This is a genomic window from Thermasporomyces composti (assembly GCF_003386795.1).
Taxonomy (GTDB): Bacteria; Actinomycetota; Actinomycetes; order Propionibacteriales; family Actinopolymorphaceae; genus Thermasporomyces; species Thermasporomyces composti.
In genome coordinates, this window is the sequence record NZ_QTUC01000001.1 from 711618 (window position 1) to 725032 (window position 13415).

10 protein-coding genes are annotated in these 13415 nt (G+C 69.7%); 1 reads left to right on the forward strand and 9 read right to left on the reverse strand.

What is annotated here, in order from left to right:
- Positions 1-32: 32 nt before the first annotated feature.
- The 6 genes from ilvC to DFJ64_RS03115 form a co-directional block, all read right to left on the reverse strand.
- Entirely contained in the window at positions 33-1064 is a 1032-nt protein-coding gene (gene ilvC, locus DFJ64_RS03090; protein WP_115851784.1) for a ketol-acid reductoisomerase, read from the reverse strand.
- Between the two features lie 203 nt (positions 1065-1267).
- Positions 1268-1804: an acetolactate synthase small subunit gene (ilvN, locus tag DFJ64_RS03095; protein ID WP_115849070.1), complete on the reverse strand. Its 537-nt coding sequence runs from the start codon at positions 1802-1804 to the stop codon at positions 1268-1270.
- A 65-nt stretch (positions 1805-1869) separates the two neighbouring features.
- Positions 1870-3648 (reverse strand): acetolactate synthase large subunit, encoded by a 1779-nt coding sequence (locus tag DFJ64_RS03100; RefSeq protein ID WP_115849071.1) that lies wholly within the window; start codon positions 3646-3648, stop codon positions 1870-1872.
- A gap of 310 nt (positions 3649-3958) precedes the next feature.
- A complete protein-coding gene (ilvD, locus tag DFJ64_RS03105; RefSeq protein WP_115851785.1) occupies positions 3959-5635 on the reverse strand; it encodes a dihydroxy-acid dehydratase in 1677 nt (558 codons plus the stop codon).
- A gap of 98 nt (positions 5636-5733) precedes the next feature.
- Positions 5734-6951: a glycosyltransferase 87 family protein gene (locus DFJ64_RS03110; RefSeq protein WP_170152478.1), complete on the reverse strand. Its 1218-nt coding sequence runs from the start codon at positions 6949-6951 to the stop codon at positions 5734-5736.
- A 60-nt stretch (positions 6952-7011) separates the two neighbouring features.
- On the reverse strand, positions 7012-7953 hold the full coding sequence (locus DFJ64_RS03115; protein WP_115849073.1) for a 2-hydroxyacid dehydrogenase: 942 nt from the start codon (positions 7951-7953) through the stop codon (positions 7012-7014).
- Between the two features lie 246 nt (positions 7954-8199).
- On the opposite strand from DFJ64_RS03115, the gene DFJ64_RS03120 reads away from it, so the two are divergent.
- Entirely contained in the window at positions 8200-9417 is a 1218-nt protein-coding gene (locus tag DFJ64_RS03120; RefSeq protein ID WP_115849074.1) for a PQQ-dependent sugar dehydrogenase, read from the forward strand.
- A gap of 396 nt (positions 9418-9813) precedes the next feature.
- Here the strand turns inward: DFJ64_RS03120 and gatB are convergent, their stop codons facing one another.
- The 3 genes from gatB to gatC form a co-directional block, all read right to left on the reverse strand.
- On the reverse strand, positions 9814-11316 hold the full coding sequence (gene gatB / locus DFJ64_RS03130) for an Asp-tRNA(Asn)/Glu-tRNA(Gln) amidotransferase subunit GatB (RefSeq protein WP_115849076.1): 1503 nt from the start codon (positions 11314-11316) through the stop codon (positions 9814-9816).
- Between the two features lie 112 nt (positions 11317-11428).
- Positions 11429-12922, reverse strand: a complete 1494-nt coding sequence (gene gatA, locus DFJ64_RS03135; protein ID WP_115849077.1) for an Asp-tRNA(Asn)/Glu-tRNA(Gln) amidotransferase subunit GatA — start codon at positions 12920-12922, stop codon at positions 11429-11431.
- Positions 12922-13239, reverse strand: a complete 318-nt coding sequence (gatC, locus tag DFJ64_RS03140) for an Asp-tRNA(Asn)/Glu-tRNA(Gln) amidotransferase subunit GatC (RefSeq protein ID WP_115849078.1) — start codon at positions 13237-13239, stop codon at positions 12922-12924. The genes gatA and gatC overlap by 1 nt, the downstream gene beginning before the upstream one ends.
- Positions 13240-13415 lie beyond the last annotated feature (176 nt).

The following is a 13415-nucleotide window of genomic DNA, read 5'->3' on the forward strand; positions in this document are numbered from 1 at the left end:
GGATCGGGAACAGGCCCTCGGCGACTCCTCGGTCAGTGGCGAGCGGCCGTGCCCTCCACGTAGTCGTCGTCGTGGCTCTTGACCCACGCCATGAGGGACCGCAGCCGCCGGCCGACCTCCTCGATCGGGTGCTGCTCGGCCTGCTCCCGGAGCTTCTTGAACTCCGGGGCACCAGCGTCCTGGTCCTCGATGAAGCGCCGCGCGAAGGAGCCGTCCTGGATCTCGGCGAGGATCTCGCGCATACGCTCCTTCACCGACGCGTCGATCACCCGCGGGCCGGAGACGTAGTCGCCGTACTCCGCGGTGTCCGACACCGACCAGCGCTGCTTGGCGATGCCGCCCTCGTACATCAGGTCGACGATCAGCTTGAGCTCGTGCAGGCACTCGAAGTACGCGATCTCGGGCTGGTAGCCGGCCTCCACGAGGACTTCGAAACCGGCCTGGATGAGGGCCGACACACCGCCGCACAGAACGGTCTGCTCACCGAACAGGTCGGTCTCGGTCTCCTCGGTGAACGTGGTCTTGATCCCGCCAGCGCGCAGACCACCGATCGCCTTGGCGTAGGAGAGGGTGAGCGGCCAGGCGTTGCCGGTCGCGTCCTGCTCGACGGCCACGAGCACGGGCACGCCACGTCCCTCGGAGAACTCACGCCGAACGAGGTGACCCGGGCCCTTCGGCGCCACCATGGCCACGTCAACGCTGGCCGGCGGCTTGATGTACCCGAAGCGGATGTTGAAGCCGTGCCCGAAGAACAGCGCGTCGCCGTCCTTGAGGTTCGGCGCGATCGACTCCGCGTACAGCTTACGCTGGGCGGGGTCGGGCGCCAGGACGACGATCACGTCCGCCTCGGCCGACGCCTCGGCGGGAGTCAGGACACGCAGACCCTCCGCCTCGGCCTTGGGCCGACTCTTCGAGCCCTCGGGGAGGCCGACACGGACGTCGACGCCGGAATCCCGCAGAGACAGGGCGTGGGCGTGACCCTGACTGCCGTATCCGAGCACGGCGACTTTGCGTCCCTGGATGACCGACAGGTCGGCATCGTCGTCGTAGAAAAGCTCTGCCACAAGGTCTCCTTCGAAGTTCTCGTCTGCGACGCCGCGATCGTACGGCGCCACGGGTTGTCGGTCGGCCGCGAGGTCGAGCCCGGTCCGGTGGTTCGCCCGGGCGAAGCGCTCCGTCTCGCCGCTGTCCAGCGGGACGTCTAGCTCGTCGTCGCGCTCGACTGTGCCGTCAAGCTGGACTGGCCGATCGGGTCTGGGCGTGGCCGCTACGCCGACCGCTCGCCCAGCCGCTCCAACGAGCGCAGCGTGCGGTCGGTCATCGAACGACTGCCTCGTCCGATCGCGACCATGCCCGACTGCACCAGCTCGCGGATGCCGAACGGCTCGAGGACCCGCAGCATCGCGTCGAGCTTGTCCGGGCTGCCGGTCGCCTCGATCGTGACCGTCTCGGGGGTGACGTCGACGACCTTGGCACGGAAGAGCTGGACGATCTCCAGGACGGCGCCTCGGCTTTGGACGTCGGCCTTCACCTTCACCAGGATCAGCTCCCGCTGGACCGACGCGGACGGCTCCAGCTCCACGATCTTGATGACGTTGATGAGCTTGTTGAGCTGCTTGGTGACGTGCTCCAGCGGGCGGTCCTCCACGTTGACCACGATGGTCATCCGGGAGATCTCCGGGTGCTCGGTGGGGCCGACCGCGAGTGAGTCGATGTTGAAGCCGCGACGCGAGAACAGGCCTGCGATCCGAGCGAGGACACCGGGCTTGTTCTCGACCAGCACGGACAAGGTGTGACGAGACACGGGGCTTTCGTCCTTTCGAGAGGCTCAGACGTTCCAGCGGCGGTGGTGCACGGCTGGTCGCTGGATCACAGGTCGTCGTGCGTCCACTCGGGCGCGAGGTCACGCGCGATCTTGATGTCGTCGTTGCTGGTTCCCGCCGCGACCATCGGCCACACCATGGCGTCCCGGTGGACGATGAAGTCGACCACCACCGGCACGTCGTTGACCTCCATCGCCTTCGCCAGCACGTCGTCGACGTCCTCGGGACGCTCGCAGCGCAGACCCACGCAGCCGTAGGCCTCCGCCAGTCGAACGAAGTCGGGGATGCGGGTCACGACGCCGTTGGATTGGCTCCCGGAGCCGCCCCGGTGCAGGTCAGTGTTCGAGTACCGCTCGTTGTAGAAGAGGGTCTGCCACTGCCGCACCATGCCGAGGGAGGCGTTGTTGATGACGGCCACCTTGATGGGAATGCCCTCGAGCGCGCACGTGGCCAGCTCCTGGTTGGTCATCTGGAAGCAGCCGTCGCCGTCGATCACCCAGACCGTGGCGTCCGGGCGCCCGACCTTCGCGCCCATCCCCGCGGGAACCCCGAAGCCCATCGTCCCGGCGCCACCGGAGTTGAGGAACGTCCCGGGGTTCTCGTAGGAGATGAACTGCGACGCCCACATCTGGTGCTGGCCGACGCCGGTGACGTAGAGCGCCTCCGGACCCGCGATCTGACCGATGCGCTCGATGACGTACTGGGGAGCGAGCGACCCGTCCTCAGGCTTGTCGTAGCCGAGTGGGTAACGCTGGCGCCAGTCGTCGAGGACGCGCCACCATTCGGTGTAGTCGCCACGTCGACCCGCCGCGTGCTCCGCCTGGATCGCGACCACGAGGTCGGCGATGACCTCCCGACAGTCACCGACGATCGGAACGTCGGCGACGCGGTTCTTGGAGATCTCGGCCGGGTCGATATCGGCGTGCACGACTTTCGCGTGCGACGCGAACGTCGACAGCTTGCCGGTCACCCGGTCGTCGAACCGCGCGCCGAGCGCGATGAGCAAGTCGGCCTTCTGCAACGCGCCGACGGCGGCCACGGTGCCATGCATGCCGGGCATCCCGAGGTGCAGTCGGTGACTGTCGGGGAAGGCGCCGCGCGCCATCAGTGTCGTGACGACGGGAATCCCGGTCATCTCCGCGAGCACACGAAGCTCCTTGGCCGCGCGAGCCTTGATGACGCCGCCGCCGACGTAAAGGACAGGCCGTCGCGACTCGACGATCAGTCGGGCGGCTTCGCGCACCTGCTTGGCGTGCGGGCGGGTCACCGGACGGTAGCCCGGAAGGTCGACCGAGCTCGGCCAGGAGAACGTCGTCATCGCCTGCAAGGCGTCCTTGGCGATGTCGACGAGGACCGGTCCGGGACGACCCGTCGAGGCGATGTGGAACGCCTCGGCGATCGTGCGAGGGATCTCGTCAGCGTCGGTCACCAGGAAGTTGTGCTTGGTGATCGGGAGGGTGATCCCTCGGATGTCTGCCTCTTGGAACGCGTCGGTACCGATCGAGGTGCTCGGAACCTGTCCGGTGATCGCGACGATCGGCACGGAGTCCATGTACGCGTCGGCGATCGGCGTCACAAGGTTCGTGGCGCCAGGTCCGGAGGTCGCCATGCAGACGCCCACCTTGCCGGTGGCCAGGGCGTACCCCTCAGCGGCGTGACCAGCCGCCTGCTCATGGCGCACGAGGATGTGACGGATCTGCCGCGAGTCGAGGAGCGGATCGTACGCCGGGAGTACCGCGCCACCGGGGATACCGAACACAGTGTCAACCCCGGCCGCTTCCAGTGCCCTGATCAAGCTCTGGGCCCCGGTCATGTGCTCGCTCATGGTTGGCCTTTCTCGCGGGCGGATCGTTTTTCGGTGGGAAGCAAAAACCCCTCGGCCCGAAGGGCAACGAGGGGATGCGCGCTGGCTGGGAGCTGTGTGGATCGCTCAGCCGGCGCGCTCACGAAGTACGAGAATCTGGTCACGCACCCAAGCACAGTCTCGAATCAAGGCCTACCTCGTCAAGCTTCCTCGTCGCGTGTCTCGAATTCTGGACGCACCGTCCACCTCATGATCGCGACAGGGATGGACGCCGCTGGCTCGGCGAGGGCGCACGACGACCGCGGTGCGCCCTCGCCCCTGGCGCGCTTGCTCAGCCGCACACCGCGCCATGCGCGGCGGATTTCACCAAGCGGGCGTACTTGCCGAGCACCCCGCGCGTGAAGGTCGGCGGGATCGGCTGCCACTCCTTGCGCCGGCGCTCCAGCTCGTCCTCGTCGACCAGCAGGTCGAGCGTGCGCGTGGTCAGGTCGAGGCGCACCCGGTCGCCGTTCTGAATGAGCGCGATCGGCCCGCCGTCGCTCGCCTCAGGTGCGATGTGGCCCACGCACAAGCCGGTCGTGCCTCCGGAGAAACGGCCGTCGGTGAGGAGCAGGACGTCCTTGCCGAGGCCGGCGCCCTTGATGGCGCCGGTGATCGCGAGCATCTCCCGCATGCCCGGCCCGCCCTTGGGGCCCTCGTAGCGGATCACGACCACGTCGCCGGGCTGGATCGTGCCGTCCTCGAGGGCGTCCAACGCCGCGCGCTCCCGCTCGAAGACTCGAGCCGGCCCCTCGAACACCTCGGTCTCCACACCGGCGCTCTTGACGACGGCGCCCTCGGGAGCGAGCGACCCGCGCAGGATCGTCAAGCCGCCAGTGCGGTGGATGGGGTTGTTGAGGGCCCGGATGATCGTGCCATCCAGGTCCGGCGGCGCGACGTCGGCGAGGTTCTCCGCGACCGTCTTGCCGGTCACGGTGAGGCAGTCACCGTGCAACAGACCCGCGTCGAGCAGCGCCCGCATGACGACCGGGATGCCGCCCACCCGGTCGACGTCGGTCATGACGAAACGGCCGAACGGCTTGAGATCAGCCAGATGCGGCACCTTGTCCCCGATCCGGTTGAAGTCGTCGAGGGTGAGGTCGACCTCGGCCTCACGGGCGATCGCGAGCAGGTGCAGAACCGCGTTGGTGGAGCCGCCGAGCGCCATGACGACGGCGATGGCGTTCTCGAACGCCTGCTTGGTGAGGATCTTCCGGGCCGTGATGCCGCGGCGCAGCATCTCCACGACCGCCTCGCCGGAGCGCCGGGCGATGGCGTCGCGCCGCCGATCGACGGCAGGTGGCGCCGCGGACCCTGGCAGCGCCATGCCGAGCGCCTCAGCCGCGCTGGCCATCGTGTTGGCCGTGTACATGCCGCCGCAGGCACCTTCGCCGGGACAGATCGCCCGCTCCACCTCGTCGACCTTCTCCCGCGGGATCAGGCCTCGCGCGCAGGCCCCGACCGCTTCGAAAGCGTCGATGATCGTGACGTCGCGACCGTCGAGCTTGCCCGGCAGGATCGAACCGGCGTAGACGAAGACAGAGGCCAAGTCCAGGCGGGCCGCGGCCATGAGCATGCCAGGCAGGCTCTTGTCGCAGCCAGCCAGCAAGACGGTCCCATCCAGGCGCTCGGCCTCGACGACGGTCTCCACCGAGTCGGCGATGATCTCTCGCGACACCAACGAGAAATGCATGCCGACGTGACCCATCGAGATACCGTCGGAGACCGAGATCGTCCCGAACTCCAACGGGTAACCGCCGGCGGCGTGCACACCGTCCTTGGCGGCCTTGGCCAGCCGATCGAGGGAGAGGTTGCACGGCGTGATCTCGTTCCAGGAGGAGGCGACGCCGATCTGGGGCTTCTCCCAGTCCTCGTCGCTCATCCCGACCGCGCGCAGCATTCCCCGCGCCGCGGCACGCTCGAGCCCGTGGGTGACCTCCCGACTGCGCGGTTTGATGTCGTACGTCATCGTGCTTGGCTCCTCGTCGGCCACGAAGGGCGCCGGTGGCGTCCTGAAGACGTGGTGGCGGATACCGGCTGCGGTGGCAGGTCGCGCTCGCCGCAGGATCACTGTACGGCGGGCGTCTCGAGTCTCGGTCGCGTGGTCCGCGATGTGGAGCGGCGTGGCGTCGTCACCGCGGCGGCGACGACGAGCGCGACGCCCAGCATCGGGGTGACGGCGGCGACCAGCTTGTCCCCGAACGCGTACGTCAGCTCCACCCCTTGACCCCACGGCATCTGCTTGAAGACCGCCGCACTCACCCACAAGACGAACGCCGTCGCCAGACCCCGAACGAGCGGGGGAAGGACACGGTTTCGGATCGCGAAGGCGAGCGGCACCACCCAGACGAAGTGGTGGGTCCACGACAGGGGCGAGGCGAGCAGCGTGGCCACACCGCACAGCGACACGGCGAAGAGAACATGCCCTCGGCGATGCCAGAGCGCGGCCGCCCACGCGCCGACCAACGCGACGCAGGCGCTGAGGATCAGACCGAGCCGATGAGCGCTTCCGGTCTCGCCGAGAAACCGCAGCACAGCCGAGAGGATCGACTGGTTGAACAGGAACGACGTGTAGCCGGTGCGGGTGTCGCCGCTCAGCAGGATCTGCCAGAAGGCGATCGACTCCCGAGGCAGGGCCACCAGGCCGAGCAGCGTCGCCGCCCCCGCCGACAGCACCACCCACCGGGCGGTCCGCCACTGACGCGCCACCAGCAGGTAGACGGCGAAGAGAGCGGGGGTCAGCTTGATCGCCGCCGCGATCCCGGTGAGCACCCCCGCCGGCAGCAGGCGTCGCCCCACGAGGAGACCACTCAGGCGAGGACCGGGCACGAGGTCGAGGACGACCATCGCCATCAAGAAGACATTGACCTGCCCGAAGCCGATCGTCTCCCGAACCGGTTCGACGAAGAACACGCACCCTGTCGTCACCAAGCTGAGCGGCCATCCGGTCAGGCCGAGCCGGTACAGCACGGCGAACAGGACGATCGCCGTGGCCGCGAGCCACAGCGCCTTCAACGCCACGAGCGGGATCACGACGAGCGGCACGCACAACAGCGCCGCGAACGGCGGGTAGATGAACGCCAGGCCGTCCCGTGGCGTGCGGGCGGTGAGGATGTCACCGCCCTCCAGCAGGACCTGCCCCGTGTAGCGGTAGACCTCAAGGTCGACGACGCGCGGGTCCCATGGCCAGAAACCCTCGAACCGAACCGAGAACGGCGCCACGACGAGTGCCGCCAGCACGGGCGGAGCGGCGAGCGCGGCCACGCGCAGGAATGGAGTTCGCACCCTGAATCCCTGAACCTTCGAGCGGATGGCTGCCACCGACACGCTCACGGACGGGCTCCGTCAGTAGGCACCGGTCACCACGTTCGCTAACGGCTCGCCGGCGACGTATCGACGCAGCTGCGCGCTCACCAGACGACGGCCGCGCGGCAGGAACGCGGAGGTGTTGCCACCGACGTGCGGGCTGATGAGCACCCCCGGCGCGGACCACAGCGGGTGGCCCTTCGGCAGCGGCTCGGGGTCGGTGACGTCAAGGGCGGCCCGCAAGCGCCCGCTGACGAGTTCCGCGACGAGCGCCTCGGTGTCGACCACCTGACCGCGGGCGACGTTGACCAAGAGCGCCCCGTCCTTCATCCGGGCGAGGAACTTCGCGTCGACCAGACCTCGGGTCTCGTCGGTCAGCGGAACCAGGAGGACCACGACGTCCGCCTGCGGGAGCAGCTCGGGCAGCTGGTCGATCCCGGCCACCCCCTCCCGGGCGCTCCGCGCCACGCACGTCACCTCGCACTCGAACGGCGCGAGCCGTCGGCGCAGCGCCTGCGCGATCGAGCCGGCGCCGAGGATCAGCACCTGCTTGTCGGCCAGCGCCTCGCGTCGGCCCGCCACCCACTCGCCGGCGTCCTGCGCACGCACGAAGTCGGGGATACCACGGAGGCTGGCGAGGATGAGCCCCACGGCGAGCTCCGCCGTGCTCGCATCATGAACCCCGCGCGCGTTACACAGAGTGACACCGTCGCGCAGGTACGGCGTGACGTGCTCGACGCCGGCCGTCAACGTCTGGACGACCTTCAGCGCCGGCATCGACCTGATCAGCTCGACGGTGTGGCGGGGACCCAGGTACGGCGTCACGTAGAACTCCACCTCGCCGAGAGAGGCGGGCGGGTCGCCGGTTCCGTCGTAGACATCGATCGCCAGACCGTCGGGCAGCCCGTCGTACACCTCGGGTGGCTCGGGCAGCCAGACCCGCACCGGCCGACTCGTGCCGCGTTCGGATGTGTGGCTCATCGCTACGTGTCCTCGATTGTCCTGTCGTCCACCGAACCTCGATGCGGATCGCACCTCGGCGCGGGCATCGCTCGTCGCCACCGGCGACGTGGTGGCCCGGTCCACGAGCGCCCGACGTGCCGCCGGGCACAAGCCCCTAGCCTGACACGTGGGAATCCCGAAGCCGCAGGCGTCCCGTGGCCACAATGTGTCAGCCTCGACGGTGAGGGTAGGTCCCAGACCGAGCAGATCGTGAGGAGCCGCCCAGTGCGCCGCACCATCGTCCTCGCCGTCGCCGCCATCACCCTCGGGGTCACCGCCGGATGCGCGAACCCCTCGACGCCCGCCGCCTCGCCGCCTCCGCCCTCACCTCCGCCGCCCACGGCGAGGACGCCGGCCACCGCACGACCGATCAGCACCCCCACGCCCGTGAAGCCGGCCCGTCCCACAGTGGACGGCACGATCGTCGACGACCTCACCACCCCGTGGGGACTGGCGTTCCTGCCCACCGGTGAGGCCCTCGTGGCGGAGCGGGACACCGGCAGGATCAAGCTCATCGAGAAGTCAGGCGACACGACCACGGTCGGCCGGGTGAGGGGTGTGCGAGCCGTCGCCGAGAGCGGCCTGCTCGGCCTCGCCGTGGCCCCCACCACGGGCAACCGAGATCCGCTGGTCTTCGCCTACGTGACCACCGCGACCGACAACCGCGTCATCGCGATGCCGTACGACCGCGCCAAGCAGGAGCTCGGCAAACCACGCGTCATCCTGAGCGGCATCCCGTCCGGCGCGATCCACAACGGCGGCCGTATGACGTTCGGCCCCGACGGCTACCTCTACATCGGCACCGGAGACGCCTCTCACGGCGACCTCGCGCAAGACCTGGACTCCCTCGGCGGCAAGATCCTGCGGATCACCCCCGACGGCAAACCCGCACCAGGCAACCCGTTCCCCAACTCACCGGTCTGGAGCTACGGACACCGCAACGTCCAGGGCTTGGCGTTCGACGACGACGGACGCCTGTGGGCCACCGAGTTCGGACAGGACACCTGGGACGAGCTCAACCTCATCCAGAAGGGTGGCAACTACGGCTGGCCCGAGGTGGAGGGCATCGCCACGAAGCCCTCGCCGACGACGTCACCGAGATCAACCGCCACGCCGACACCGTCCCCCACGGCCGGCGAGAGCGACTTCATCGACCCTGTGGCGCAATGGCGGCCCGACGACGCGTCACCGTCCGGCCTCGCCTACGCCGCGGGTTCCCTGTGGATGGCCTGCCTGCGCGGCGAGCGGCTCTGGCGGATCCAGGTCGACGGCCCTCGGGTGGTCGGGAAGCCCCAGATGTTCTTCCGGACGAGCTACGGCCGTCTGCGCACCGTCGCCCTGGCGCCGGACAACACGCTCTGGCTCACCACCAGCAACACCGACGGCCGCGGCCGTCCAGCCGAGGACGACGACCGCATCCTGCGGCTACGGCTCACCCGGTGAGCGACGTCGGGCAGCCCTGGACACCGGCGCTCGACCTCGACGCGGCCGAGTCTCGGCGTGGTGAAAACTGGACATCGGAGGCAAAACACCCATACTGGCAGCGTCCGACGTGGCGTCTGTGGGCCGATGACCGCCCGTCCGGACCCCCGCGCGGGACACCGCGGCGGGGTCACCCACGGGAGGACATCATGCGTTGGAAAGCTCTCACCTTCGTGGTGTTCGCCCTGCTCGGTGTGATCTGGGCGGCGGCGGTCACCTGGCGGTGACGCGCGAGCGACGTGCATCCGCGTCGGGCACGTGGAGCCGGGACGGTGACGTGGTCCCCGCTCCGCTCACCCGGGTCGGCTGAGCTCACTGGCGTCCGCGGAGCGCACACCGGCGCTCCCACCGGCCAGGTCAGCTCACACCGAGCCGCTCGAGGATGAGCTGACGCACCCGGGCGGCGTCCGCCTGCCCCCGCATCTGCTTCATGACCGCACCGATCAGCGGTCCGGCCGCGGCGACCTTGCCACCACGCACCTTCTCGGCGATCTCCGGGTTGGCCGCGATGGCCTGGTCGACCGCCGCCCCGAGCGCGGCGTCGTCACTGACCACCGCCAGCCCACGGGCCGCCACGACCTCCTCCGGCGAGCCCTCACCGGCGAGCACGCCGTCGAAGACCTCGCGGGCTAGCTTGTCGTTGATCTTCCCGGCATCCACGAGCCGCTGGACCTCTGCCACCTGGGCCGGGGTGATCGGCAGCTCGTCGAGCTCGACGCCCGACTCCCGAGCCCGCCGGGCCAGCTCCCCCAGCCACCACTTACGGGCGGCCGCCGGCGTCGCACCGGCCTCGACCGTGGCCTCGACGAGGTGAAGCGCGCCGGCGCCGAGGATGTCGCGGAACTCCAGCTCGGTGAAGCCCCACGCCTCGAACAGCCGCTTGCGGCGCGCGCTCGGCGGCTCCGGCAACGTCGCCCGCAGCTTCTCGACCCACTCCGGATCCGGCGCCAACGGCACCAGGTCAGGCTCGGGGAAGTAGCGGTAGTCCTCCGCCTGCTCCTTGGAGCGACCAGGGGTCGTGATGCCGGTGTCCTCGTGCCAGTGCCGGGTCTCCTGCGTGATCCGCTCGCCCCTGGCGAGCAGCGCGGCCTGCCGGCAGATCTCGTAGCGCACCGCCCGCTCGACCGATCGGAGGGAGTTGACGTTCTTGGTCTCGGTCCGGGTCCCGAAGGCCGTCTCACCCCGTGGCCGCAGCGAGACGTTGGCGTCGCAGCGGAGCTCGCCCCGCTCCATGCGAACCTCCGACACGCCCAGGTCCCGCATGAGCTCCCGCAGCGTGGCGACGTAGGCGCGGGCGACCTGAGGGGCGAGAGCTCCGGCTCCCTCGATCGGCTTGGTGACGATCTCGATCAGCGGGATGCCGGCGCGGTTGTAGTCGACGAGGGAGTACTCCGCCCCGTGGATGCGACCGGACCCACCGACGTGGAGCGACTTGCCGGTGTCCTCCTCCATGTGGGCGCGCTCGATGCCGATCCGGAACGTCCGGCCCTCGACCTCCACCTCGATCTCGCCGTTGACCGCGATCGGCTCGTCGTACTGGCTGATCTGGAAGTTCTTCGGCATGTCCGGATAGAAGTAGTTCTTCCGGGCGAACCGACACCACGAGGCGATCTCGCAGTTCAGTGCCAGGCCGATCCGGATCGCGTACTCCACCGCCGCGGCGTTGAGGACCGGCAGTGAGCCCGGCAGACCGAGACACGTGGGGCACACCTGGGTGTTGGGAGGCGCGCCGAAGCCCGTCGGGCAGCCACAGAACATCTTCGTGGCCGTGCCCAGCTCCACGTGCACCTCGAGACCCATCACGGGGTCGAAGCGCTCGAGCGCCTCGTCGTACGACATCAGCTCGGTCGTGACGGTCATGAATCAACACCCTCGGCTACTGCGTCGGCGGTGGAGCGTCGCAAGGTCAGCCTAGTGGCGACCGATCGACAGTCGGTGCGTGCTGCGTGCGGTGAGACATCGGCGTCCGGGCTCACAGGGCGGGAGCCTGCTCCAGTAACGACCCGCCCCACCGGTCGACCAGGGCGGCCTCGACGGCCGCGCCGACCCGGTAGAGCCGATCGTCGGCGAGGACCGGCGCCATCACGTGGAGACCCACCGGCAGTCCGTCCTCGGGCGAGAGGCCACACGGGAACGACGCCGAGGCGTTGCCGGCCAGGTTGGACGGGATCGTGCACAGGTCGGCCTTGTACATCGCGAGCGGGTCGTCGACACGCTCCCCGAGGCGGAAAGCCGTCGTCGGCGTGGTCGGCGAGACCAGGACGTCCACCGACTCGAAGGCCCGCTCGAAGTCGCGCGCGATGAGCGTGCGGACCTTCTGGGCCTGGCCGTAGTACGCGTCGTAGTAGCCGCTCGACAAGGCGTAGGTGCCGATCATGATGCGGCGCTTGACCTCGGGACCGAATCCCGCTTCGCGGGTCAACGCCATCACCTCTTCGGCGCTCCTGATGCCGTCGTCACCGACCCGCAGGCCGTAGCGCATGGCGTCGAAGCGGGCGAGGTTACTCGAGCACTCGCTCGGCATGATCAGGTAGTACGCCGGGAGGGCGTAGACGAAGTGGGGGCAGGAGACCTCGACGACCTCGGCGCCCAGCTCCGCGAGCAGGTCGACGGCCTCCCGGAACCGCTGCTCGACCCCAGGCTGATACCCCTCACCGCCCAGCTCCTTGACCACGCCGACGCGGAGGCCGCGGACGTCAGCGCTGCGGGCCGCCTCGACGACGGGCGGTACCGGCTGGTCGATCGAGGTGGAGTCAAGTGGGTCGTGCCCCGCGATCACCTCGTGCAGGAGCGCCGCGTCCAGGACGGTCCGCGCGCACGGGCCCGGTTGATCGAGACTCGACGCCATGGCGACGAGGCCATACCGGGAGGTGCCGCCGTAGGTCGGCTTCACCCCGACCGTGCCCGTGACGGCGGCCGGCTGCCGGATCGAGCCACCGGTGTCGCTGCCGATCGCCAGCGGCGCCTCGAAAGCCGCCAGGCAGGCCGCCGACCCGCCCCCGGAGCCGCCCGGGACCCGGTCGGTGTCCCACGGGTTGCGGGTCGGCCCGAACGCGGAGTTCTCCGTCGACGAGCCCATCGCGAACTCGTCCATGTTGGTCTTGCCGAGGATCACCACGCCCGCCTCGCGCAGGCGCCGGACCACCGTGGCGTCGTACGGCGGGCGCCATCCCTCGAGGATCTTCGAGCCGCACGTGGTCGGCACGCCCTTCTGGGTGAAGACGTCCTTGAGGCCGAGCGGCACACCCGCCAGCGGTCCGAGGTCCTCCCCCGCCGCGCGACGCTCGTCGACGGCACGCGCCGCCGCCAGCGCGCCCTCGGTGTCGACGTAGAGGAACGCCCGCACTCGATCGTCGACCTTGGCGATGCGGTCGAGGTGCGCCTGGGTGACCTCCACAGCGGAGACCTCGCCGCTGCGGATCATCCCGGCCAGCTCGGCCGCGGACAGCTTGGTGAGCTCGGTCATCACGCCTCCTCGCCCAGGATTCGCGGCACCCGGAAGCGCCCATCCTCGGTCGCCGGCTCACCGTCGACCACCGGGGCGCCGGCGAGCGCCTCCTCCGCGGACAGACCCGGTCGAACCTCGTCGGGACGCAGCACGTTGGTGACCGGGACCGGATGAGACATCGGCGGCACGTCCTCAGCGGCGACCTCGCGCACCTGGGCGACCGCCTGCAGGATGACGTCGAGCTGGGGTGCGAGATGGTCGAGCTCGTCGTCGGTCAGGTCGATCCGGGCGAGGCGCGCCAGATGGGCGACCTCGTCGCGGCTGATCGCGGGCATGTCAGATGACCCTCCTGTAGGCCCTGGTCGGCAGCGTGGACCGGCCCAGCGTCGCTCTGTTCCACAGCACGGCCGCGGTCGTGGGCGTGCGCACTGCGTGGGCGTCCAGCAATCCTAGGCGGGCGTGGCGCCGCGACGCGCACGGGTGCCGAGCACCCCGAGCGAGGGGCCAGAAG

Coding starts and splice junctions, on each gene's coding strand:
- gatC (WP_115849078.1), bottom strand. CDS start 13,239: ATGCCCGCGATCAGCCGCGACGAGGTCGCCCATCTGGCGCGCCTCGCC.
- gatB (WP_115849076.1), bottom strand. CDS start 11,316: ATGACCGTCACGACCGAGCTGATGTCGTACGACGAGGCGCTCGAGCGC.
- ilvD (WP_115851785.1), bottom strand. CDS start 5,635: ATGACGTACGACATCAAACCGCGCAGTCGGGAGGTCACCCACGGGCTC.
- DFJ64_RS03115 (WP_115849073.1), bottom strand. CDS start 7,953: ATGAGCCACACATCCGAACGCGGCACGAGTCGGCCGGTGCGGGTCTGG.
- gatA (WP_115849077.1), bottom strand. CDS start 12,922: ATGACCGAGCTCACCAAGCTGTCCGCGGCCGAGCTGGCCGGGATGATC.
- DFJ64_RS03100 (WP_115849071.1), bottom strand. CDS start 3,648: ATGAGCGAGCACATGACCGGGGCCCAGAGCTTGATCAGGGCACTGGAA.